19 protein-coding genes and 2 tRNA genes are annotated in these 24,522 nt (G+C 61.5%); 7 read left to right on the forward strand and 14 right to left on the reverse strand.

Annotation, left to right across the window (positions count from 1 at the left end; all coding sequences use genetic code 11):
• The first annotated feature begins 494 nt into the window (after positions 1-494).
• On the forward strand, positions 495-2,717 hold the full coding sequence (locus QRX41_RS07630; RefSeq protein WP_313839760.1) for a cation:proton antiporter domain-containing protein: 2,223 nt from the start codon (positions 495-497) through the stop codon (positions 2,715-2,717).
• Positions 2,718-2,723: 6 nt separating this feature from the next.
• Here QRX41_RS07630 and QRX41_RS07635 read toward each other — a convergent pair whose 3' ends face one another.
• The 6 genes from QRX41_RS07635 to QRX41_RS07660 form a co-directional block, all read right to left on the reverse strand.
• Positions 2,724-3,479 (reverse strand): alpha/beta hydrolase, encoded by a 756-nt coding sequence (locus QRX41_RS07635; protein WP_313839762.1) that lies wholly within the window; start codon positions 3,477-3,479, stop codon positions 2,724-2,726.
• 31 nt (positions 3,480-3,510) lie between these two features.
• Positions 3,511-4,320 carry a hypothetical protein gene (locus tag QRX41_RS07640; RefSeq protein ID WP_313839764.1) on the reverse strand — a complete coding sequence of 270 codons (810 nt, stop codon included), beginning with the start codon at positions 4,318-4,320 and terminating at the stop codon, positions 3,511-3,513.
• 204 nt (positions 4,321-4,524) lie between these two features.
• Positions 4,525-4,758 (reverse strand): DUF2188 domain-containing protein, encoded by a 234-nt coding sequence (locus QRX41_RS07645; RefSeq protein ID WP_313839766.1) that lies wholly within the window; start codon positions 4,756-4,758, stop codon positions 4,525-4,527.
• 650 nt (positions 4,759-5,408) lie between these two features.
• Entirely contained in the window at positions 5,409-5,882 is a 474-nt protein-coding gene (locus QRX41_RS07650; RefSeq protein WP_313839767.1) for a hypothetical protein, read from the reverse strand.
• 95 nt (positions 5,883-5,977) lie between these two features.
• Positions 5,978-6,048, reverse strand: a tRNA-Gly gene (locus QRX41_RS07655).
• A 123-nt stretch (positions 6,049-6,171) separates the two neighbouring features.
• Entirely contained in the window at positions 6,172-7,290 is a 1,119-nt protein-coding gene (locus tag QRX41_RS07660) for an ROK family transcriptional regulator (protein ID WP_313839769.1), read from the reverse strand.
• Positions 7,291-7,586: 296 nt separating this feature from the next.
• Between QRX41_RS07660 and QRX41_RS07665 the strand changes: the two genes are divergently transcribed.
• The 4 genes from QRX41_RS07665 to nagA are packed head-to-tail and all read left to right on the forward strand — an operon-like array spanning position 7,587 to position 12,110.
• Complete coding sequence (locus QRX41_RS07665; protein ID WP_313839771.1) at positions 7,587-8,891, forward strand: AGE family epimerase/isomerase; 1,305 nt, start codon at positions 7,587-7,589, stop codon at positions 8,889-8,891.
• Between the two features lie 5 nt (positions 8,892-8,896).
• Positions 8,897-10,003, forward strand: a complete 1,107-nt coding sequence (locus tag QRX41_RS07670) for an ROK family protein (protein WP_313839773.1) — start codon at positions 8,897-8,899, stop codon at positions 10,001-10,003.
• Positions 10,000-10,788, forward strand: coding sequence for a glucosamine-6-phosphate deaminase (gene nagB, locus QRX41_RS07675; protein WP_313839775.1), 789 nt, complete (start codon positions 10,000-10,002; stop codon positions 10,786-10,788). Before QRX41_RS07670 ends, nagB begins: the two co-directional genes overlap by 4 nt.
• 14 nt (positions 10,789-10,802) lie before the next feature.
• Entirely contained in the window at positions 10,803-12,110 is a 1,308-nt protein-coding gene (gene nagA, locus QRX41_RS07680) for an N-acetylglucosamine-6-phosphate deacetylase (RefSeq protein ID WP_313839776.1), read from the forward strand.
• A 133-nt stretch (positions 12,111-12,243) separates the two neighbouring features.
• On the opposite strand, the gene htpX is transcribed toward nagA, so the two are convergent.
• The 6 genes from htpX to QRX41_RS07710 form a co-directional block, all read right to left on the reverse strand.
• Positions 12,244-13,182 (reverse strand): zinc metalloprotease HtpX, encoded by a 939-nt coding sequence (gene htpX / locus QRX41_RS07685; RefSeq protein WP_313839778.1) that lies wholly within the window; start codon positions 13,180-13,182, stop codon positions 12,244-12,246.
• 87 nt (positions 13,183-13,269) lie between these two features.
• A complete protein-coding gene (locus tag QRX41_RS07690; RefSeq protein WP_313839780.1) occupies positions 13,270-13,869 on the reverse strand; it encodes a DUF4411 family protein in 600 nt (199 codons plus the stop codon).
• The gene (locus tag QRX41_RS07695) at positions 13,866-15,047 is read right to left on the reverse strand and encodes an ImmA/IrrE family metallo-endopeptidase (RefSeq protein ID WP_313839782.1); all 1,182 of its coding nucleotides are present in this window, start codon (positions 15,045-15,047) and stop codon (positions 13,866-13,868) included. The genes QRX41_RS07690 and QRX41_RS07695 overlap by 4 nt, the downstream gene beginning before the upstream one ends.
• 171 nt (positions 15,048-15,218) lie before the next feature.
• Positions 15,219-16,685, reverse strand: a complete 1,467-nt coding sequence (locus QRX41_RS07700) for an FAD-dependent oxidoreductase (RefSeq protein WP_313839817.1) — start codon at positions 16,683-16,685, stop codon at positions 15,219-15,221.
• Between the two features lie 118 nt (positions 16,686-16,803).
• Positions 16,804-18,771 carry a heavy metal translocating P-type ATPase gene (locus tag QRX41_RS07705; protein ID WP_313839784.1) on the reverse strand — a complete coding sequence of 656 codons (1,968 nt, stop codon included), beginning with the start codon at positions 18,769-18,771 and terminating at the stop codon, positions 16,804-16,806.
• Positions 18,772-18,944: 173 nt separating this feature from the next.
• Positions 18,945-20,807, reverse strand: coding sequence for a trypsin-like peptidase domain-containing protein (locus QRX41_RS07710; RefSeq protein WP_313839786.1), 1,863 nt, complete (start codon positions 20,805-20,807; stop codon positions 18,945-18,947).
• 232 nt (positions 20,808-21,039) lie between these two features.
• Here QRX41_RS07710 and tgt point away from each other — a divergent pair, with 232 nt between their 5' ends.
• Together tgt and QRX41_RS07720 are read left to right on the forward strand one after the other, a co-directional pair.
• Positions 21,040-22,338 (forward strand): tRNA guanosine(34) transglycosylase Tgt, encoded by a 1,299-nt coding sequence (gene tgt, locus QRX41_RS07715; RefSeq protein WP_313839788.1) that lies wholly within the window; start codon positions 21,040-21,042, stop codon positions 22,336-22,338.
• 56 nt (positions 22,339-22,394) lie between these two features.
• Positions 22,395-22,477: transfer RNA gene (locus tag QRX41_RS07720), tRNA-Leu, on the forward strand.
• A 171-nt stretch (positions 22,478-22,648) separates the two neighbouring features.
• Here the strand turns inward: QRX41_RS07720 and QRX41_RS07725 are convergent.
• Entirely contained in the window at positions 22,649-23,983 is a 1,335-nt protein-coding gene (locus tag QRX41_RS07725; RefSeq protein WP_313839790.1) for a dicarboxylate/amino acid:cation symporter, read from the reverse strand.
• 165 nt (positions 23,984-24,148) lie between these two features.
• On the reverse strand, positions 24,149-24,430 hold the full coding sequence (locus QRX41_RS07730; protein WP_313839792.1) for a metal-sensitive transcriptional regulator: 282 nt from the start codon (positions 24,428-24,430) through the stop codon (positions 24,149-24,151).
• Positions 24,431-24,522: the final 92 nt, after the last annotated feature.

The following is a 24,522-nucleotide window of genomic DNA, read 5'->3' on the forward strand; positions in this document are numbered from 1 at the left end:
TTCCAAACCGGATCGGTCATTTGTCCCCGCATGCGACCCTCTGCAGTCGTTCTTGCAATCTTCCTTCTGGACCGGGGGATGTCCAAAAGCGTCGGGGAAACAATAGCGTGCGCGCAAATCCCCGGGGTCAGGAGATGGGGCTCCATGGTCAGCCGCCGCAAGCAGTGCCCGCTGGGAGGTTCGGAGCCTTCCCGGTCTTCACGAGTATACCGATTAAGCCGGCCTTTCATGCGCTTGTGGGGACCCCCCAGGCCGGATTTTCACAAATGTTCGCCTATCGCGAGCGCAGTCTGTCCACCGTTTTGACTGGAGGTGTCAACTTAGCGCACATTGTCCATCAATACTGTTCCTGGATATCGCCATTCCGTATACTGGACTATGCGACGTTGATCCTCATGCGACCCTGCACTCGAAGATTCCTTCATTGGTCGAACGAACCCTGCTAGTCGGGCCTGCGGCAGCCCGCCCGGGATTGCGTGGCGGAAAGGAAGCCCGTGGAAACATTCATCCTCATTCTGTGCATACTTGCTGCCGTCCTCGTCTCTTCCTTCATTTCCAGATTCATTCCCCGGATCTCCACCCCTCTGGTCCAGATCGCCCTGGGCGCAGTCATGGCCCTGCTGCCCATTTTCCCGCGGATGCGGCTGGATCCTGAGCTGTTCATGGTCCTCTTCATCGCGCCCCTGCTCTACTACGAGGCCCACACCATCAACAAGGTGGAGCTGCTCAAGGGCTTGCGGTCATCCCTTTCCCTGGCCATTGGCCTGGCTGCCCTGACCATGATCATGGTGGGCGTCATTCTGCATGCTGCCTGGCCCATGTTCCCCCTGGCTGCAGCCATGGCCCTGGGCGCCGCCCTGGGGCCCACCGATGCCGTGGCCGTCTCCTCCCTGGGCGAGAGCGCTGACCTCACACCGGACGAACATTCCATTCTTGCCGGCGAATCGCTCTTCAACGACGCCACCGGCGTCATCGGCTTCCAGTTCGCCATCCTGGCCACCGTGACCGGCTCCTTCTCCCTGCCCCGGGCCCTGGGCGAGTTCCTCCTCGAGTTCGTGGGCGGCATCGGCTTCGGCCTGATCATGGGATTTGTGGTCAACTGGCTTTTTGAATCCGCTCGCCGCCTGGGCTGGGAGACCACCACCACCAGGATCCTGCTGGAGCTCTTCCTTCCTTTCCTGATTTACATGGTCGGGCAGAACATCCTGCATGTGTCCGGGGTCCTGGCCGTGGTCTCCACCGGGCTGCTGGTCCGTTTCGACCACACCGGAGTGGGACCCAATACCTCCAAGGCCAACATCGTCTCATCAAGCGTCTGGAAGGTGCTCTCCTTCAGCCTCAACGGCGCGGTCTTCGTCCTTCTGGGCATGCTGCTGCCAGCGGCCATGGGCACCAGCTGGCGAGACCGGCGGGTCAGCAACTGGATGCTGGTGGCCACCATCACCCTGGTCTGCCTGACCGTGATCGTGCTGCGCTTCCTCTGGACGGCCAGCGTCCTGATCTTCACCAAGGACCATGAAACCGGCAGCAGACGAAGGATCACATCCAAGCTCCTGAGGTCGGCGGCCGTCATGACCTTCGGCGGCCCCAAGGGGACCATCACCCTCTCCTTGGCCCTGACCATCCCCTATATGACCGACGACGGGTCCGCCTTCCCCATGCGCAGCGAGCTGATCTTCGTGGCCGCCGGGGTCATCATCGTCACCCTGGTGCTGGCCAACTTCGCCCTGCCGCTGCTGGCCCCCTCACAGCAGAGCAGCGAGGTGCCGGCCCAGCAGGTCGAAAAATCCATCAAGGTGCTCAGGGGCACGGTCCGGGAGCTCTCCAGCAGGATCACTGACGAGAACCGGCTGGCCATCCAGCAGGTGATCAAGCAGTACAACCACCGCATCGCCAAGCTCAAGTCGCGGATCGGCCAGTACTCCCCCAAGGACTTCCAGGACCTGCAGGTGCAGACCATGGAGTGGGAGCAGGACTACATGGAGGAACGGCTGAGCCGGATCGAGGAGGCCCAGGACCAGCTGGAGGAGCGGCTCAAGAGCGAGAACGCAAGTATTGAGCAGGCACCTGCATCAACACAGCCTGCGGCCGAAGCCGAACCCAGCACCGAGGCCGAGACTGTGGCCGACAGGGATGCCGACGCCCAGCTGATCGACCGGCGCAGCGACCGCGGAGACGACCAGGAGGAACTGCTGAATCTGCGCAGCCAGGAACAGGCCGCCCGCAGAATCCTGTCCACCATATCCGGGTCCCTCTTCCACTTGGACAGGGGCGGGGAGCTCCGCTGGAGGGCCTACACGGCTCGTCGGCGTATCAGGGGCCTGCTGCACAGCCAGTTCCATCGCCTGAAGCACCTGACCCAGCCGATCGACAAGGACCGGGTCTACGTGGCAGGACGCCATCTGCAGGCGGAGATGAACCACTTCCTGATCGAAAAGCTCTACTCCGAGCTGGGCAAGGGCCGCTTCAAGACCGAGGACCTGCTGAACACCATCATCAACCACCAGATGATTGAATCCTCCGCGGAGGGAAAGACCGAATACGCGGGGATACCTGCCGTCAGGGATCAGGTGGAGGAGGCCAAGCGCGAGGGCTACGCCATTGAGCTGAGCCAGATCCAGGACATGGTTGAATCCGGGGAAATCTCGCGCACGACAGCCAGGAAGATGCGCCGCAACGTCTACGTCATGCAGGTCGATGCCGACTCGGCCCTGTGAGCCGATCTACATAAGGCCCGAGGTCACGTCGATCTCGCCCAGCCACTGGCGCAGATCGTTCATCTCGCGCATGTCGACGGCATGTTCCAGGTGATCGTACTCGGTGGTGTGCAGCCATACGTGCTCATCCAGCCAGGCGGCCAGGGCGCGGAATTCGTACTTGGGCACCGTGGTGTCATCCGAACCGAAGCCCAGAAAGACCGGCTTGTTCAAGCCAGCCAGGCGCTTATCTGCCGGAGCAGTGCCAGGCACCAGACCCGGGGCAAGGAACCCGGACAGGCATATGGATGCCCGGTAGCGCTCAGGGTTGACCCGAAGCAGATGAACCGCCAACATAGCCCCCTGGGAGAAGCCCATGGCCACCACCGGTCGGTTCTCCGGGATGTTGGCTGAAACCCAGGCGTCCACAGCCCGGGCCGCTGCATAGCCATCCCGATCCAGGTCCTCCTGCTCGGGGCGCATATCGTGAAACCAGGTGTAGCCCGGGCCGAACATGCCGCGCTCGCTGCCTGGCACCACCATGGGCGCCCGAAGGGATGCGTAGTCGTTGTAGGGGGCCACGTAGCGCATCAGGTCAGCCATGTCCTCCTCGTTGGAGCCCCAGCCGTGCATGAGTACAAAAATGGGCCGCGAGGGGTTGCCCGTGCCCTCCTTGCGGGACCAACGGACCTGCTCGACCTTGAGCTCCTGCCCAAAACGTCCGGGCACCACCGTGGAGGGCCGACCCACCAATCCGCCGTCATCCTTTTGTGCTTGATCCATATCTGCCACGATAGTCGACTGGCCCGGTCATTCACTGCTGGCTCATGAGCGGCTCGGCCTGGCCACCCCACTGGCCCTGCAATCCGGTCACCTGGGTCTTGCTGCCCACCACCATCCAACGCTTGCCGGTCAGCATCCATAGATCCTGAGGCTGTAGCCCGCCTCCATAGCGGGAGAGCAGATCAGGCACGCGGGCGCGGATAGGCCCTTTGGCCAGGGATGCCGCTGAATCGTTGTCGAAAACCACGTAGGCCATGGTCGTATCGGTGCAATACCGGGCTTGGGAGATGCCCACATACCCGTCTAGGCCGATGTCATGCCAACCCGAAGCGCACTGACCGACAGCCTTGTCGATACCGTCGGTCATAGCCTGGGCCGAGCTGATGGGCGCTTCGTCGCGCGCAGGAGCCTTGATGATGCCCTTGGGAAAAGAGTTGGCGATGAGCAGGCCTGCCACGGTCAAGAGCATTCCGCAGATCAGAAGAATAATGCCCGCCGAGCCTACCGATGGCCGGTTCGGGACTGGTCCGGAATGACGGGCTATGACGACCAGGATTATGGTCAACAGGGCAAAGGCCACAGAGACGCCCACCCAGGCTGAGATGCCCACCTGGCCTATGACCCCCAGCCTGGAGGGGGCTATGGCATGGGCCAGCAAGGCAGCGCCCGCCAGGGCCGAGACCAGCCCCGTGACTGCCGCAAACCGACTCCAGATGTTGGCATGGGCTATCTGAATAGGACGCTCATCAATATCTGGGCGAGGAGGGTAGGATGCCGGCAGACCCTCGTCATACCCGCTGTCCGCCAGCCGCTGATCCAGCTGGTTGAATCCATCGGCCATCGACCTCGCCACCTTTCACGGTTGGTTTCAGTCTATGGGGGCGGACACATGCAGACCAGCGACGGCGGCCAATGCTTCACCATCCCAACATCCTGCTGGGCTGATAGATGGGCATAGTTCTATGGGCATAGGTGCTTATCGCCGCGATGTTCGGCACATGCACAGGCCCGGTGACGGCGAAAGGTCCCAGAGCTCAGTTAGCGTTCACCCCTTGATGTCTCGGGGATCCTTCTTGCCTATGGTGCGCTTGTCGCGGATTTTGTTGCCGCCCTTGTTATGGATGTTGACCTCGCCGCCGCCGGACCGGTCTGCAAAGACCTTGGCCTGCTTGGTGGCCTCCGCCTTGGTGGCGAAGGTGCGGGAGACGCGTGTGGCCCCGGCCCGCTTGACTGTCCAGAGATCGCGATCCCCGTCGTATTGCACGTGATAATCAACCATGATGGCCGTCCTTTCCGTACTTCCCTGTACCCCCTCATCTTCCACTGCCCGACCTGAGGCACCGTGCTTCGACACTCCGGAATTTTCAGGAATATTGTCAGATACTTATTTTGCGAAAGGAATACTTTTTTACTAGCTTTACGACCTATAAAGAGTCTGAAAATGGCATTTGTAATAAAACAGCTTTAGGAGAGAGGACAAATACAAACGGCAAAATGACGATGGTAAGGAGCGCCTCTACAAACCGAAAAAGTTATAGATCTGTCTGCAAAAATCGAAGCTATATCATTAGATCAGCTTCTAATATTCTTAAATCGCCCAGACCTTCTCTATTGCGTCAAATTCTGAGTATCAGGAACCTAACCTAGACATTTGTAGATGCTGAAAGCCACTTCACCCCAGATAGTAAGGAACAGTTATATGCAGTTAACAAGAAACATTCGTGCCCACTAATGCGCTAGAAACCACAGGATGGCCCGCACTGCGGAAACTATGCATAAATCATAAAGTATCGAGTATAGTACAAGTGAACTTGAAGACTGACTCAACAGATCCGTATTTGTACTTATACATGCTATAAGCTGCGAATCCTTCTGGGAAAACGCGTTGATCAGACCCCTGCTCCTTAAAGATGTTGATAAAACTAATCACTAACCAACTGTAACTTTCCTAGATAAGCCCTTTTGAATTGCATCTGCGCATATTCTTGTTAGCGGCTCTCCAATTGCTTCTTTATAGTTAAAACCGAGAAGTTGTATGGCTTTGAGCGTATCCACTGAAATAAGTGCATTTATTTGATCTGCTGTCTTCGTAAATTCTGCATCATATTTACCGAAAATTCTAATCAATTTTTCTATAGTATTATGTAAATGGTTGATGTCATCATCGCTGATTTCAATCCTATCCACCTCTGTCTTGTACGCTTGGGCTATCCTTATAGCTTCAGCCCGATCCTGCACTAAATCGTTGATAATTGCATCATATGCATTAGCCATTGCATTCTGATCTTTTTGCAGTTTAATCGCTTTCACCTTTGAAAGAACCCCATCGCCAACAGACTTTGCGACTAGTTGTGTGAGAGATACTGCAGCGGTCTCTAAAGCAGTCAATTTTGATCCTCTCATGACTGAATCATAGTTAGAACACTTGTGTTTATTTTATTTATGAATAGGAAAATAGAAACCATCGCCTTCTTCGGCATTCCAATGTTTCTTGCGAGAGCGGGCGACGGGAATCGGACCCGCCTCTGAAGCTTGGGAAGCTTCCATTCTACCAATGAACTACGCCCGCAAATCCGGCTACCGGGGTCAGACCTCGGCCAACCGCATGCGAGTCACCATGGTAGCAGGTCTCGGCGATGTGCGCGAATCACCAACACCGGGCACGGTTGCGAGACAGGTCTTCAATCCACTTTCAGACGGTGCCGTCAGGCTCGATCAGGTCCGCCACCACTGTGCTGCAGGCCCCAAGCAAGGCGGCATCCTCACCCAGGGCCGAGCGATCGACCACAAGGGGCCGCCGGAAATCAGCGGCCAAGGCATCGTTCATGGTCTTCTCCATGGCGCTCAGGAAGATGCGGTTGACCACTCTGGAGTCGCCAAGGACCGCCACGCGAGGAATGTCCATAAGGCCGGCAGGCATGGTCAGGGCACGGCCCAGCAGTTCGCCAGCCCGGCGCAGAATGCTGGCCAGATTGTCAGGATCCCTGTCCATTGCAGCAGTCAGCTTAGGAACGCTGATCAGCGATTCCAAGCAGCCGCGCTTGCCGCAGCGGCACTGAGGGCCGGTGGGGTCCACCACCACATGGCCAATCTCGCCGGCCGCGCGGTTGCAACCGGTCACCAGCTCGCCGGAAACCAGCAATCCTGCCCCAACTCCGTCGCCCAGATGGACCAGCAATAGGTCGGACTGTCCTGAGCCGAACTGCTGCTCGGCCAGAACCTCGTTGTTGGCATCGTTGTTGACTGTCACATCCAGGCCTGTCTTCTCATGCAGATAGCCGCGCAGGTCGGTCTGAACCCAGCCAAGGTTGGTAGCATCATCCACGACGCCTTCAGCACTGACGATGCCGGGACTGGATACGCCGATGCCCATAATGGGATGAGCTGCCCGCTGCATCAACGAATCGGTCAGCTCCCCCACCAAGTCCAGGGAAACCTTGCCGTCAGCAGTCAGCGGAATCTCCTCACGCGCCACCACCTGCCCGGTCAGGTTGAGCACCGCCCCTCTGAAGACGTAGGGCGTGGAAAGGTCCAGGGCCAGGATGCTGCGCCCGTCAGGATTGATGCGCAGCAGCCGTCCCCGCTTGCCCGGCCCAGTGGATTTGCTATAGCCCACCTCCACGAGCAGATGCTCGTCCAGCAGCTCGGCCACGATGTCTGATATGGCAACCCTGGTCAGCCCTGAAGCGCGGGCCAGATCAGCCCTGGTCATGCTGACATCGGGATAGAGCAGCCTGAGCAGGATGGCTCGGTTGTGATGCCGCACCGACTTGGGCAGTGCCTTGGACAGGTTGCCGGTATTGCTGGTCATAATTCGCCTGACGATAGATAATGCGGGAACGGGGACCCGCCATGGGGATTGGGCCTTGAACCCCGTGACTATGCCCATCCATGCTTGCTCCTTATATTGTAAACTTCCTTGTCCAGGCAGATCCAGATCTCGCCATAGCAGCATAAAAGCGGTCCTTTTCATGACTGCTCCTAGCATCGTAGACAAGACCACATGGGTAGCCAGTAAAAAGTTCAGTTTCCTAACAATTACGTGTTAGGCTGTGAACAGATACCAGAAACAGCTGCATCCCCTCGCTGAGCAAAGGAGCGATCGCCATGACCACGACACCGAACCATTCGGGAACCTCACCGTCCGCCATCAATCCCCGATACCTGCTGGGCAACGAGGCCAACCGCATCTTCATGGCCTCGCAGACCTACGGTTTCCTGGACTTCGGGCGCGGGTTCCCCACCGAGCAGGGCGGCGCCGGCTGGCTCAATGACGACGGCAGCATCGACCCCGACCAGGGCATTCAGACCTGGATCACCTGCCGGATGACCCACGTCTACGCCATCGGCAGCCTCCTGGGCTACCCGGGAGCGTCGGAGCTGGTCCACCGCGGCGTCCAGGCCCTTCAAGGCAACCTGCACGACGATGAACACGGCGGCTGGTACCCTTCAGTCTCCTGGCAGGGCCAGCCCGAGAGCGGCAAGTCCTGCTATACCCACGCCTTCGTGGTCCTGGCTGCCTCCTCGGCCATGCTGGCCGGCGATCCCGATGGACAGGAGCTGCTGGATCAGGCGCTGGAGATCTTCAACCGCTACTTCTGGGATGACGAGAAGGGCCTGGCCGTCGACACCTGGGACAGCGGCTTCACTCGGCTGGACCCCTACCGGGGGCTCAACGCCAACATGCACAGCACCGAGGCCTTCCTGGCCGTGGCCGATGCCACCGGCAAGGAGGAGTACCGCGAGCGCGCCGGCCGCATCATCGACCAGGTCATCAGCTGGGCCGAGAACAACCAGTGGCGCATTCCCGAGCATTTCAACAGCGACTGGCAGGCCGACCTGGACTACAACCAGGACAACAAGGCCGATCAGTTCAAGCCTTACGGTGCCACGCCGGGCCACGGAATCGAATGGGCCAGGCTGATCACCCAGTACGCATTAAGCAGGTTCGATCAGGAGACCGACCGCCGCCGCTATATCGAAGCTGCCGAGCACCTGTTCGCCAGGGCTGTTGAGGATGGCTGGGCCGCCGACGGAGCCGAAGGTCTGGTCTACACCACGGACTGGCAGGGCCGCCCGGTGGTCCACGACCGCATGCACTGGACCCTGGCCGAGGCCCTGAATACCTCGTCCACCCTCTACGCAGCCACCGGCAAGGCCACCTACGCCGACTGGTACGCCACCTTCTGCAGCTACGTAGACCACTATCTGATCGACCACCAGGGCGGGTCCTGGTGGCATCAGCTGGATGCCGACAACCATGTCATCGGCACAGTCTGGCCCGGCAAATCCGACCTCTATCACGCCTTCCAGTCCACCCTGATCCCCTACAACGACCCGGCGGTCTCCATCGCTACGGCCATCAAGCAGGCCTGCGGGCAGGGACGGACGGACCAGGGCCAGGCTCGCTGAACCCCATGGCAACATCGACCCCGCATCCCAGGGCAGACAAAGACAGCGTCCAGGCCGGCCCGATCAGCCTGGGAATCGACATCGGCGGCACCAAGATCGAGGGCGTGGCCATAGATGGTGACGAACACCTGCTGGCCTGCCGTCGAACCCCCACGCGCCAGGGCAACCAAGCGGTTCATGACGACACAGCGGCACTTATCCGCCACCTGCTGGATCAGGTGGGCCCAAACCAGGGTCCGTTCACCGTAGGATTAGGCATCCCGGGGCGAGTGGATGCCAATCGGGGGATGGTGGATGACGCGGTCAACCTAGGCATCCGCCACATGGCTCTGGGCCCTGCCGTGGCCAAGACGACCGGTCTGCCCGTCCGCGTTGAGAACGATGTCAACATCGCTGCCCTCGGAGCTGCCTCGCAGACTGGCGACACTCTGATGGCCCCTGGAACCACACCCCACTCCCAGGCTGCCAAGGACCAGGCCCGACACCCCGCATCAGAGCCGGGGCGTGACGGACCCAGGGCCCTGCCTGACCAGGACAACCACGTAGTGGCCTTCATCAACCTAGGCACGGGTCTGGCAGCAGGCATCATACGCGGAGGCCGAATCGAACACGGAGCCAGCGGGGCAATCGGCGAAATCGGCCACATCTCAGTGGATGCCCACCAGTTCCCCTGCAAGTGCGGCCAGCGTGGCTGTCTGGAGACCGTGGCCTCAGGCTCGGCCGTGGAAGCCCTCTGGCCGGGAATCGCCCATCCCCTGCCCGACCTGATCGCCCAGGCAAGTCAAGGGAATCAGCGCGCCCAGAGAGTGGAGGACATCATCGGCCATGGCATTGCCCTGGCCGTGCAGATCGTGGCCCTGACCATCGATCCCGCGATCATCATCCTGGGCGGCGGCATGAGCAAAACCGGCCAGCCCCTGCTGGATCTGGTCACCGAGCATCTGCATAGGAGCGCAGCCTGCAGCCACTTCATCGCCTCGCTGAATCTGCCCGACCGGTTGCGCCTGGCCACGGCCGACCTGCCCATCGCAGCCATCGGCGCCGCCCTGGCAGGACGCATGGCCGCCGACAGTCGCCCATTTGACTTTATCGGAAAGGAAATCGCATCATGACCGAAATCATCATCGTCAAGTCCCAGGAGGAAGCCGGCCGAATCTATGCCCGCTGCACGGCCGACCTGATCCGGCGCAAGCCTGACTGCGTGCTGGGTCTGGCCACGGGGTCCAGCCCCCTGGCGGCATACCAGGCGCTGGCTGATCTGGTCCACAAGGAGGGGATCGACGTATCCCAGGTGCGCGGCTTCGCCCTGGACGAGTATGCGGGGCTGGATCCGGCCCACCCCCAGTCCTACCGGTCCACCATCGACCGGACCGTGGTCAAGCCTCTGGGCCTGGACCCTGCCAAGGTGAGGGTGCCCAATGGGAACCTGGAAACCATCAAGGACGCTGGCCGCGTGTACGACCAGGCAATCGAGGATGCCGGCGGCGTCGACCTGCAGATCCTGGGCATCGGCACTGACGGACACATCGGCTTCAACGAGCCCGGATCCTCCCTGGCCTCGGGCACCCGCATCAAGACCCTGACCGAGCAGACACGCATCGACAACGCCCGATTCTTCGACAATGACATGGACCAGGTGCCCACCCACTGCATCACCCAGGGAATCGGGACCATCCTCAAGGCACGCCAGCTGGTCCTCCTGGCCTTCGGGGCCGGCAAGGCGGAAGCTGTGGCCGAGAGCGTAGAGGGCGGCATATCGTCCTTCTGCCCGGCCTCCGCCCTCCAGATGCACCCCCACGCCACCGTGATCGTAGACGAGGCCGCCGCCTCCCGCCTGCGCAACCGCGACTACTACAAGTGGGCATATGCCAACAAGCCTGACTGGCAGTCCATCTAGAAGGCAGACCAAACATGTCCAAGGAAGCATACGGGTCGGCGGGGCTCGCGGTCGAGTCATCCCTGAATGGACCGACCCATCCCCTTGTCCTGACCGGCGCAAGGCTGATAGATGCCCGGGGCATCAGGGAAGACAGCTGGATTCTGGCCCTGGATGGCAGGATCAAGCAGGTCGGACAAGGCCGGGAGAGCCTGGAATCCGCCCTGAGGGCCGCTGGCCTGCCCAGCCTGCCACCCTCCTTCCAGCCTGGATCCGATAACCATGGCGCGAATGCGAGCGGTGTGGAGTTCATCGACGCAGCCGGCTTCATCCTCACCCCCGGGTTCATCGACATCCACTCCCACGGCGGCTGGGTTCACTCCTTCGATGACGGTGACGAGGCCATTCGCACAGCCAGGGCCTGCCATATGGTCCATGGAACCACCCGGCAGGTGCTCAGCCTGATCACCAACCCGGTCGACACGATGTGCACCAATCTGCGCTCGGTCAGGCGGGTCATGGACTCCAGACCCGACGTGCTGGGCGCCCACTTGGAGGGGCCCTTCATCGCCCTCTCCCGCAAGGGGGCGCACGATCCCAAGTGCCTGCGCGACCCTGAACCCGCGGTTCTCGACAGTCTTCTGGAGGCCGCCGACGGTTGCATACGCCAGGTGACGCTGGCCCCCGAGCGCGACCATGGCTACGAGGCCATATCACGCCTGGCCGGATCTGGTGTAGTGCCCGCGGTCGGCCATTGCGATGCCGACTATGACCAGACCCGCCGCGCCTTTGATGCCGGCGCCCGCATACTCACTCATGTCTTCAACGCCATGAACGGCATCCGCCACCGTCAGCCAGGACCCATTCCGGCCGCCGTGGAGGACCCTCGGGTCACGGCCGAGCTGATCAACGACGGTTTCCATGTGCAGGACCCCTGCGTCGATCTGGCCTTCAGGCTCTTCCCCCATCGGATAGCCCTGGTCACCGACGCTATGGAGGCCACCGGCTGCGAGGACGGCGCCTACAAGCTGGGTTCCCTGGATGTAACCGTGAAGGGCGGGCACGCCCGCCTGACCTCCAACGGAGCCATCGCTGGTTCAACGCTAACCCTGGATGTAGCGGTCGGCAGAGCCGTCCGATACATTGGCGTCCCAGCCCCACAGGCAGTGGAAGCCGCCACTCTGACACCTGCCCGGGCCCTGGGGCTGGACCGTCCCAACCCCATCACCGATGCCCCACTGGGTCTGCTGGCACCCGGCTATGCGGCCGACCTCCTCCTCCTGAACCCGGCCGACTGGTCCGTCAAAACCGTGGTCTGCAACGGGCGCAGAATTCAGATCTAAAGCACGGATAACCTGAAAACCTCGGGTTCCTCGTTGCCTCTATGACAAGCTGGATTCTTCGCAACTGAGGGCACTAAGGCGGAAACCGTCACCACTATCGACAGGTGTACAGGCGCCTCAGCCCGCTGTTCTCTCAGTACCCCACCTGGGCTCCATGCCCGGAATTCACCTGGGTCTGCTGTCCCATCTCCTGGCTCATCTGCATCAGGCGGGCTATGCGCTCATCGGTGGGCGGATGGGTGGAGAAGAGCCTGCTGAATCCCCGAACAGAGAAGGGATTCTCAATCATCATGGCGGCGGCGCTCTGGGTGCCGGCGGTCTGCGGCATGGGCGCGGCCTGAGACCCGTAGGATATTTTGTTCAGCGCCGATGCCAGAGCCGCCGGGTCCCCAGTCAGCCGACTGCCGTCCTCGTCGGCGTCATACTCGCGGGTGCGCGAAATGGCCATCTGGATCAGAGATGCGCCCAAGGGGGCCAGAATCGAACTGATCAGCACGCCCAGGAGGCCGAAGACGCCGGAATCGTTATCCCTGTCCCGGCTGTCGCCGCCGAAATACATGAGGGAGTACCCCAGGTAGGTGATGACCGTGGCCATGGCCGAAGCTACGGCAGAGGTCAGAATGTCATGGTTGTAGACATGCATGAGCTCGTGGCCCAGCACACCGCGAATCTCACGCTCGTTGAGGATGCGCAGGATCCCCTGGGTGCAGCAGACGGCGGCATGGCGCTCGTTGCGGCCTGTGGCAAAGGCATTGGGCGAGTCGGTGGGGGCGATGTAGATGCGGGGCATGGGCTTGCCGGCCCTCCCCGACAGCTCCCGGACAATCCGATAAAGGTCGGGAGCCTCCTGCTCGCTGACCGGCCGGGCATGCATGGAGGCGATCGCCACCTTGTCGGAGAACCAGTAGGATCCGAAAGTGGTGGCCAGACCTATGAGGATATAGATGCCCAGCGTCCCCTGGCGACCGCCGGTCAGCCACCAGATGAGCATAATAACGGCCCACATAAGGGCGAACAAAAGCGTCGTTTTAAGGCCGTTGAAATGTCCGTGAACCTTCAGCTTGCCATTCATGTGTTCCATGGTAGACAATGCCGCTGAATTTTTGCTGAACGACCGCTGAAAAGATAGGACTGCTGGGCTCCTCCCCCTACTGTCCTTTCAGAACAGGCCTGGTTGGCTCACGTCTTTCCTCTCGCCTTGAGGCTTAGGAAGAACATATTGGACCTTCTTCATCCTCCCGTTTTCATCGAAGAACCGGCGAAGATTCATGGTCTTTACCCCAAAATGGTCTGCAATGTTAGGAATCTTGGGCTCTTTCTTCATGTGCTGCCCCTGCTGCAGCGGAACCCGGGCCTCATCCGTCACAATGACTGCCCCCTCGACCTTGGCCACGGCGATCAGCCAGGGATCCGCCTTGCTCTCTGACTCCCAGTATCGGCGCGACTCTTCCGTATACTTCCCGCAGGTGACCAGATAATCCTGGATTTGCGCATAGACCTGCCCATACCTGTCATCCTTATGACTTATTTGACGACCTTTGAACATTGCACGCACCCAAAGATCCAGCATATCGGGATCAGCGGCCTGCTCGTTGACCAGCTCGTCGTAGACGACATCCACCAAGGCGATCGCCTTGTCCTCAGCCAGCTTTTCCATCCATCGCCAGAAGGGGTGGAATTCCTTGTAGTCGAAAGGATGGTTGAGCCGGCAGGAGGCGATGAAGACGTTGGAATCGGGCAGGTAGAGGGTGGCGGTCATATCAGCTTCTTTTCACGAATCAACCCCTGATAAGACTGCGGGGAACGCACCCCCACCAGGTCGAAGCCCTCAGTCGGAGCCAGTCTTCCCCCGTCCATGGCGGCATTGACCAGGCGGACGAAACCGGTATCGACCCTGGAGGCATTGGTCCTGTTGCCATTACCGCGGGATTCCCGCTCCTGACGGTGGACGGCCTTGTCATGAAGATGCCGATTCATTCGTGCCTGCAGCTCCTCAAGCGTATCCTCGCCAGTCAAGCCGAGCTGATGGGCTTGTATCCCCATGGCAAGAGGGCTCAGATGGAATTCACCAGCTATGGACTCCGCAGCACTGGCCGGCTCTTTATCACCTACCAGCTGCTCTCGCCACACCTGCCGGAAGCGCTCATCGTCAATCACGGCCTTTACCACCGCCCGGTTTATCGCGCGCTCCGTGGCCTTGCGGTCCCCTTGGCCGCCAATGCCGTCGAAGAGCTCCTGAGTGCCCAGCAGTACGTGCCCCACCTCGTGAATCAAGGTGAAGATCATGCCGTCAAAGGAATCGTTTCTGTTAATGAACACCAGCGGGGCCATGTCGTCGATCAGCACGAATCCCCGGAACTCCTGAAGATCCAGCTTTCGAGAACTCACGGAACCCACCTGGGAGTTGAGCATGATCATGATGCCCGCATGGGAGGCACGTTCCTTGAGCTGACGGAAACGGTCGCTGGAATCGCCACCCTCCCAGGCAGAGCGCCCATCCAGCCCAAGGGTGGAGCGAAGCGCATCAGCCAGGGAATCGTCCTGCTCGGCATCGCGCACCGAACCGACTAGCGGGTTGGCATCCAGGCCGGACTCAAGCAATTCATCCCTGGCCCACTCCTGCCTGAACCGCATCTGGTCGATGGTGTCCTGCAGATTTTTGCTGGGCTGCACAGACGTGTTGCCTACGGTCCGGTAACGAACCAGAGGCTCAAGGCGACGCTGGGGCACAACCGACCTGACCAGGGCACCGAAAGGCACATGCAGGGCCCTGCTGAGCTGCTCAACCTTGTTGAAGGATACGGATACGGGTTCCTTGGATTCCAGCCAATCCGGCAACTGGCCAAGTCCCCGGCGCTGAGACAGGGCCACTGGATCGGCATCGCTCTCCTCAACGGCCCACTGGAGGGTGGCCGGATAGAGAGTCAGATTAGCCATGTCACGCTCCTTCGATTCCGTGAGGGGCTCTAATGACAATGATAGCTGCACCAGGCCTATCCGTCTGCCGTAAGCACCCAGTAGGGCATACCAAGAAAACAGGGCCTGGGTGAGGATTCATGAACCTCATCCAGGCCCTGCAACTGCCACCGACGACCTAAGAGCGATCGTCTACTCGCCGTGGGCGAGCTGGCGGAGCTGGTCTGGGTCGATGACCTTGATGTGCTCGCGTCCGACCTTGGCGCCCTCGGCACGCTCATAGGCATCGACCCGCTTCCACCCGGCGAAGTCGATAGGCTGGATGCCCTTGTCCGCCAGGAAACGATCAATTGAATCATCGTCCCGGTCCTGGGCAAAGCGGCCGCGAGTCGGGCTGGCCGCCAGGTCATCCAGCATGTTGCCTATGGTCTCCAGGGCATCGGATTTGGTGGACCCGATCAGGCCCACAGGCCCCCTCTTGGCCCAGCCCGTGGCGTAGAGACGGTCGATGGGTCGGCCGTCCTGCCCCTCGGGAGCAGTGGTCACGCGACCGTGGACGTTGGAGAGGGTGTAGCCGGAGAAGTCGTAGGGAATGCCGGGAACCTCGGCGGGCTTGTAGCCGATGGCGTGGTAGACGGCCTGTACCGGATACTCCTCGTACCGGCTGGTCTCCTCCATGGCGCCCTCGGGCGTGACCTTGGTCTTCTCCACGCGAATGCCGGTCACCCTGCCGTCCTGGCCGATGATTGCGGCAGGCATCCGGTAGAAGTGCATATAGAAACGGCGGTCGGCGGGATTGCCCTCGAAGTCGACGCCGCCGTCCTCAGCCATGTCCTCGGCCATTTCCCTGATGGTGAAGAGCTCCTCCAGCATCTGGCGGGTCAGCTTGTCGGCACCGGCCCGGTCGATGGTCTCCTGATCCAGGTCGAAGTCCTCTTCGTTGATGATGATCTGCACTCCGGGCAGCTTCTCCAGCTCGCGCAGCTCCTGGACCGAGAACTTGGCCTGGGCCGGGCCGCGGCGGATGAACATGTGCAGTTCGCGGGCCTGGTTGCCCTGAATCCCCTGGTAGACATTGCCGGGGATGTCCGTGCCCAGCAGGTCGTCAGCCCGCCGCATCAGGATTCTGGAGACATCCATGGCCACGTTCCCGCCTCCGATGACGGCCACCTGCTTGGCATCCAGGGGCCAGTCCTGGTCAGCGTCGGGATAGCCGTCATACCATTCGACGAAGTGGGCGGCCCCGTGAACGCCTTCAAGCCCGTGCCCGGCGATCTCCAGGGGGCGGTCGTCCACAGCGCCGGTGGCGAAGAGCACCACATCGTAGCGTTCAAGCAGATCATCCAGGTTGACGTCCCTGCCGAACTCCACATCCGCATAGAGGTGGATCTCGGGGTTGTCCAGGGTCTTCTCCAAAGCGCCGGCGATGTACTTGATGCTGGGATGGTCCGGGGCCACGCCGTAACGGACCAGACCGAAGGGGACGGGCAGCTTCTCGAACAAATCAATCCGGGCCCGGTCGCCCAGTCCAAGGTCGGCGCCCTTCTCCCGAAGCTGCCGCAGCAGAATGTCAGAGGCGTAGACCCCTGCTGGCCCCGCGCCTATGACAGCCACGCGCAGGGGGGAGCCGGCTTCCTCGCCGCGGGCCGGTGCGGGCATGGTGGAATCGTTGACAGTATTATCGCTCATGCTTGTCAGCCTAACGCAAAGCAAGGGTCGGGAACAGAGCCAGGCGGGCTCCATCCCCGGGACTTTCACCAAGCGTCGCGAAATGGCCTCAGTCCCGGTCTATCAGCGCAGTCAGGGCCCAGAGGATGGAGACCACGTCGATGGCCTCCTGGGTAAAGGCGCCGACAACCACCGGGATCAGGTCGAAGGCGGCACAGAGCATGCCCACCGTGGCCAGTGTCAGTCCCAACATGACCGCCTGGAGCATGACCCGCTTGGTCCTGCGGGCGATGGTGATCGATCTTGGTAGACAGGCGATGTCGTCATTCATGATTACGGCCTGAGCGGACTCAGAGGCAGCCGTGGTAGTGCCGTCAGTGATGGCCATACCCACGTCGGCGGCAGCCAGGACCGGGGCATCGTTGACCCCGTCCCCCACCATCACGGTGATGGATTTGGTCACTGACTCCCCCAGGAATTTGGACAGCCAGATGTCCCAGAATGGCTGCCGGTTGGGCTCCTCCTTGGAGGCCTTGGCGATCAGATCGGCCTTGTCCTCGGGGAAGAGGCCGGCATGCACGTCGGTGATGCCCACCTGGTCGGCGATGATCCGGGCCGAGTCCTCCTTGTCACCGGTGACCATGGACAGACGGGCAATGCCCAGCTCCCGAAGCTGGGTGATGGTCTGGGCGGCATCCGACCTGGGCACGTCCTTCATGACGATTCTGGCAGCCAGGACCCCATCGATAGAAATGTAGGAGGCCATCTCGTCAGGCGCCAGGGGGCCGAATAAATCACTTGAACGCCCGTCAGCCACGAACTGGGCCCTGCCCACCTTGACCTGGTGGCCGTCGACCATACCCTGGACCCCGTTGCCGGAGTCCTCCTGAACCTCCTGGGCATGCAGGTGGGCCTCGCCCTTGCCCTGTGCCCGCAGTCGCTCCTGGGCCGCGGCCCCTGCTTCAGCTATTCCGTTGGCCAGGATGTGGACCGAGTAGGACTCCACAGCGCCCGCCATAGCCAGAATCCGGTCTGTATCCACCTTCTGCTCCTTGCCGTCAGGCAGGTCGATCTTGGCCACTTGGGGACGTTTGACGGTCAGCGTGCCGGTTTTGTCGAAGAAGATGTGCGAGACCCGGCCCAGATTCTCGATCACGTCCTGGGTTTTGATCAGCAGACCCGCCTTGGCCAGCCTCCCAGTCCCGGCCATGTAGGCCACAGGGGCGGCGATCAGCAGAGGACAGGGGGTGGCCAGGACCAGAACCTGGGCGAACCGGGTCGGCACGCCGGAGATGATCCAGGCCACACAGGCGATGATGAAGGCCACCACGGTGAAGGGGACTGCCATCAGGTCAGCTGTTCTGACGACTGCAGCCCGCGAGTTCTGGGCGGAACGCACCAGGTTGAGGATGCGCTGGTACTGGGAATCACGGGCCAGCTGCCGGGCCCGCATCAGGAAGGTGCCCGAGCCATTGACCGCCCCGGACATGACCTGGGCATCCTGGTAGAGCCTGCGGGGCATGGGCTCACCATTGATGGTGGACATATCCAAGGTGGCGGTGCGGCTTATCAGCTCGCCATCGACGGGCACGGTCTCGCCGGGCTTGACCACCAGGAGGTCGCCCAGGCGGACCTGATCGACCGCCACCGTGCTCCAGTCGTTCTCCTTGGGAAGGCCATGCTCCCCCTCCGGCAGCTCTGACTGAACCACATGGGCCACCTGAGGGGCGGCCTGAACCAGTACCGTCAGGTTGTTCTGTGCCCTGTTCCCTGCATACTGCTCGATGGCATCGCCGGAGTAGAGCATGAGGACCACGGCCCAGCTGGCCCAATACTGCTTGACAGCCAGGGTGGAGAGAATGGCGACCACGGCCAGGATATCCACGCCCACGTGGCCATGTCGCACGTCATCGATCATCCCCTTGAGGGTGTCCACCAGCGAAACGGCCACCAGGGCCGCAACCAGCCATTGGGCGGCCTGGCGATAGGGGTGCCAGAGCAGGCCCATGACCAGCCCGCAAATCAGAACCACCCAAAGCATGGGTACCTTCTTGGCGAAACCCAGGATTTTCGACATGACCACTTCCCCGCTCCGGACTTGTCAGTCTGACAGCCGTAGCCGGATCACGGCTCTCTTTTCCTCTTGACATATCAAGCCTATACCGCGCCAGGCCCAGCGGCGGACGGCGGATATGACAAGGGGCCGCGCCCGTCATCTGACGGATGCGGCCCCAGGGAGTCAGTCCCGGATCACTGCCCGAAGAAGAAGCGGAAGGGATCCATGGAATCGTCGTCGCCCGAACCGCCCTGGTCAGAGTCGCCGTCCTGACCACTGCCGTCCGAGTTCCTCCTGTTGGTCCTGGGCTTGCCCTGAACGGTCTGCTCCTCGCGGTCCAGAGTGGCGTTCACTTCGGAGGTCTTGCCGTCCCTGACCACGGTGATCTTGACCGAGTCACCGAAGGCGGCGGCCCGGACAAAGCCCAGCAGGGAGAAGTTGTTGTTGACCGCATGGCCGTTGAAGGCCACGATGGTGTCGCCGGCCTTGATGCCCGCCTTGTCGGCCGGGGAGCCGGAGACCACCTTGGTGACCTTGGCCCCGCCTCGGGTGACCCCATCGGCCTGTGCTGTGCTGCTCTGGATGGTGACACCCAGGGAGACATGCTTGGCCTTGCCGTCCTTGATGATCTCATCGGCGATCCGCTTGACCAGGTTGGACGGGATGGCGAACCCGATGCCGATGGATCCCGCCTCGGACTTGGAGGAGGCCATGGAGGCGATGGAGGAGTTGATCCCGATGACCTCGCCGGCCGCGTTGAAGGTGGGGCCGCCCGAGTTGCCGGGGTTGATGGCCGCATCCAGCTGGACCGCGTTGGTTACGATCGGGTTGTTGTTGCTCTCGTCCATGACCGAGACCGGGCGGTTCAGAGCCGAGACGATGCCGGTGGTGGCCGTGTTCTCATAGCCCAAGGGATTGCCGATGGCCATGACATTCTCGCCCACAGCCAGCTTTTCGGAGTCGGCGAACTTCACAGGCTTCAGGTCGGAGGGCGCCTGATCCAGGCTGAGGATGGCCAGATCGGCCGTGGTGTCGGTGCCGACCACCTTGGCCGTGTACATCTGCCCGTTGGAGAGGGTGACGTGAATCTCCTGAGCGCCATCGACCACGTGGTTGTTGGTGACCACATGGCCCTGGGTGTCGAAGACCGCGCCCGATCCGGCCCCCACCCCGCTCTTGGTCTGCACCTGGATAGAGACCACGGACTCGGAAACCTGCTTGCTGATGGCCTGCCAGTCGGGAGCCTGGCCGCCCTGGACCTTGGCTGTGCCCTGGCCCGAGGAGTTGGAGGAGACCCCGTTCAGCGAGGAGGACGAGGGCAGGGTGATCCATCCGTTGGACAGTGCCGCCCAGCCCAAGCCCAGCATGAGGGCTGCGGCCACTAGGGCGGCCACCACAGCGGTGAAGACGTACTTGCCCGTGCCGCTCATGCTGCTGCCGGCGTTATTGCCAGGACCGGACCGGCCGTTGTTGGGGCCGCCGGATCCGAAAGGCACGAAGGGACCCTGGCCGGAGGGCTGGCCACCCTGGGGGCTCTGGCCGGCATTCGGACGGGGCTGGCCGTTCTGCCCGAACTGGCCTGGCTGTCCGTATGGTCCGAAGAAGCCCTGCTGAGGACCGGAGCCATACCCCTGGCTGGGCTGCTGCTGCCCCTGATCGCTGGCGGACGGACGCGAGCCTGCGGGTGCGTAGGCACCATACTCGGGCGCAGGCCGATAGTAAGACTGCTGCTGCGTCTGCGCATCCTGCCCTGTAGTCGAGCCGTTGGAGGCGGAGGCCGAAGCCCCGGCGTTGCTATCGCCATTCGACCTGTTTTCCGTAGTCCCGGACTGTGCATCGCCACCAGGCATGGCAATAGGGGTCGTGGGCCTCTGATCCCAGGCCTGAGTCTGCTGGTCCCCTTCTTCTGTCGCTGGGACTTGAGCAGAGTCGGTCTGGTCTGTGGAGGCTCCCGTCCCCTGCTCTCGATCGGCGGCCCCGCGCTCGATGTGGCTTGGCTGCCAGGACTGATCGTCATCGCCGCCCCTCCAAGGGTCGGCCTTGTGCTCTTCAGCCATTTCTGCTCCTTCGGATCGATGCCGCTGCCTGCTATTCGGTCACGCTTGTCAATCTACCCCGTCGCCCGCGCTTTTTGCTGTTTCCGGCTGACAGGCGAAGCGGGTCCTCGCATGCATTGCTTCCAAGTCTAGGGCCGAAATGCTGAATGTTATCTGGACATTGCATGAAAGTCATATCGACTGTACGCAGAGCAGCTGCTGGACGGTTGGATGTCTTGGATACAGTGGAGCCATGAGCCTGATCACCAACCCGCTGGGAGCCACGCCGGGCCAACCCGGCGACCGCGCCGCATTCTCATTCGAGACCCTGAACCGTCTGCCTGACAGCCCCGAAGGCCTGGGACGCAATGGCCGCCGCTACGGCCGCACCGGCATCATCCATACTCCGCACGGAGACATCCGCACCCCCGCATTCATCCCCGTGGCCACCCAGGCGGCCATGAAGGCCGTCCTGCCCGAGCAGATGCGGCAGCTGGGCGCCCAGGTCCTGCTGGCCAACGCCTTCCACCTGTTCGAGCGCCCCGGCCCTGACATTCTGGACCAGGCAGGCGGCCTGGCCCGGTTCATGAACTGGGACGGCCCCACCTACACCGACTCGGGCGGCTTCCAGGTGCTCTCGCTGGGGGCGGGATTCAAGAAGACCCTGGCCATGGACGTGACCGGCATGAAGTCGGACCAGGTGATCGCCGAAGGCAAGGAACGCCTGGCCTTCGTGGATGAGGACGGGGTCACCTTCAAGTCCCCGCTCAACGGCGACCGGCACCGCTTCTCGGCCGAGATCTCCATGGGCATCCAGCATCGCATCGGAGCCGACATCATGTTCTCATTCGACGAGCTGACGACCCTGATGAACACCCGCACCTACCAGGAACAGTCAGTGGAGCGCACCTTCCGTTGGGCCAAACGCTGCGTGGACGAGCACCACAGGCTGACCCAAGCGCGGACCGGCAAGCCCTATCAGGCCCTGTTCGGCGTGGTGCAGGGGGCCAATTATGAGGATCTGCGCCGACGCGCCGCCCGCCAGATCGCCTCCCTGGACTTCGACGGCGTGGGCATCGGGGGCGCCATAGAGAAACGGCTGCTGGGACAGACCTGCGCCTGGATCTGCGACGAAATGCCCGAATCCCGGCCCAGACACGTTCTGGGCATCGCCGCTGTGGACGACATCTTTGCAGGCGTGGAGAACGGCGGGGACACCTTCGACTGCGTATCCCCGGCCCGCTGTGGACGCAACGGGGCCGTCTTCACCCGTGACGGCCGCTGGAACATCAAGCGCGCCCAGTTCAAGACCGATTTCAGACCCATCGAAGAGGACTGCGACTGCTACACCTGCACCCACTACTCCCGGGCCTACATCGACCATCTGCTCCGCGCCCACGAGCTCAACGGCTACACGCTGGCCACCATCCACAACGAGCGCTTCTTCGTAAGGCTGCTGGACGAGATCCGCCAGTCCATCGATGGCGGCTACTTCGACGACTACAAGAAGGAGACGCTGGCCAGGTTCTACGCCCACGGATCCAAGGGCTGAATCAACACGCCATTATTGCGCCGCGCAGACAACCGTGCTAACCTTTCCAGTTGTCTGCGAACGTGGCGGAATGGTAGACGCGCTGTCTTCAGGTGGCAGTGAGCTGATGCTCGTGAGGGTTCAACTCCCTCCGTTCGCACAAAGCAATGTCTTCGACTGATCGATGTCAGTCGAAGACATTTTTTATTGGTCCGATGTTGGCCGAGGCTGTTGAGGTTATTTGGCCTTCCGGCCGCTGCAGATCGGGCCAGGCTGATTCATCCTCTTGCCGCCTGCCGCCTGACCATGCGGTTTTGATGATGCAGACCGATCATTCGATGTCCTGGTCGTCGAAGACCTTGCGGCCCTTGTAGAGGTCGAGGTCCAGCTCGTTCTCGGTCCTGGCCACGATGACTGCCGTATTGGCGGCGCCAGCCACGTTCACCAGCGTGCGGCCCATATCCACAATCTGGGAAATAGGCTGCATGATAGCGATGAAAGGTACAGGCAGGCCAGCCGCCGTGAAGAGGGAGGTGGCGGTGATCGTGGCTGTGCCGGGCACGCCCACCGTCCCCACGGAAACCACTAGGGCAAAGACGATCAGGAGGGCGAAACGCAGGGGGGAGTAAGGAATCCCCTGAGCATTGATGGCGAAGACCGCCAGAAGGACGGGCCAGAGCCCGGCGCATCCGGGCATGCCCAGATTGGCTCCCAGGCTAGCCACGAAGGAAGCCGTCTCTTCGGGAACGCCGGCAGAACGCAATTGACGGACCGTGACAGGAATGGTGCCGATGCTGCTCTCGGAGGTGAAAGCCACCACGCCCGCCGGCCAAAGGGAGCGGAAGAAGGGCAGAGGATTGACCCGGCCGACCAGGGCCAGAATCAGGGGTTGAACCAGGAAAAGCTGAATGGCCAGACCCAGGTAGGCCACCAAGAGAACCGCCAACAGGGGCAGAAGGCTCTTCAGGTTGCTACGACCGATGGCGGCGGCGATCAGGGACAGGACCGCATAGGGGGTGAATCCGACCACGATTTGGGTGGCCTTGGACAGGACCACATTGCCGGCTTCCACGAAAGTCTTGAAGGGGGCCACGCTCTGTTCGCCACGCGGGGTGGAAGCAGCCTTGTTCAGAGAGACTGCCAGGAGGATGGCGAAGATAACGACAGGAATGACCTGGTTCTGGGCCCAGTTCTCCGCCAGATTCGAAGGGAAGAGGCCGATCAGGGTATCGAGCACTCCCGGCACCTCGTGAGGCTTGGCCCCCTTGGGCAGGGCCTGGTTGAACCCCTTGCCGACTTGGAAGAGCAACCCCAGAACCAGGGCGATCACGGCGGCTGTGAAGGTGTTGACCATGAGCAGAACGATGGTCTTCACACTGATGTTCTTCAACCGACCTGACCCGCCGATGCGGCTGATGCTGGCGATGATGCTGAAGAGCAGGAGGGGCACCACGAGGGCCGATATGACCTCGGACCAGACGTTACCGAATGCCCCCACATAGGTCGTGTGACCTGAGAAGCCCACACCCACCAGGATTCCCAGCACCGTCGCTATGATGACCCGCCAACTGAAATTGACCTTGGTCCTCCTGCTCAGCAAGGCCAGCCCTGCAAAGAGAATGACGATCACTATCAGGGCCGCCCAATCCCAACTCGTTTCCGACATTGCCTCTCCCCTTCAACCTCTGCTTTTCCCAGGACCGAACGGCCCGGGGTTGGGTTCAATCTAACAGGAAAGAGACGGAAGTCCAGCGGTTCCCGGAAGAATGCCTATACCCGTTGCTTATGGACTGCTATTCCGGGGTGGCTTAGGCCTGCCTGACAAGGGCTGCTAGGAGCGAACCATCCGGGCGATGGCCTCGGAGGCCTCCTGCATCTTCTCGTCGGCCTCTTCACCCCCCTTTTCGGCGGCTTCGCGGACGCAGTGGTTCATGTGGTCGTCCAGCAGGGTCAGGGCCACCGACTTCAGGGCGCTGGTCGAGGCGGCGATCTGGGTGAGGATATCGATGCAGTAGGTGTCCGACTCAACCATCTGCTCGATGGCCCTGACCTGGCCCTCGACACGCCGCAGTCTGGTGATGGTCCGCTTTTTATCGTTGGCATATCCGGGCACGATTCACTCCATTCGCATTCATCCCATGGCCTTCATGACGCAGCCAAGACTGACTCGAATTCATGAAACCCATCTCGAAATTCACTATCAGT

This window comes from Bifidobacterium kimbladii (genome assembly GCF_032193675.1).
Taxonomy (GTDB): Bacteria; Actinomycetota; Actinomycetes; order Actinomycetales; family Bifidobacteriaceae; genus Bombiscardovia; species Bombiscardovia kimbladii.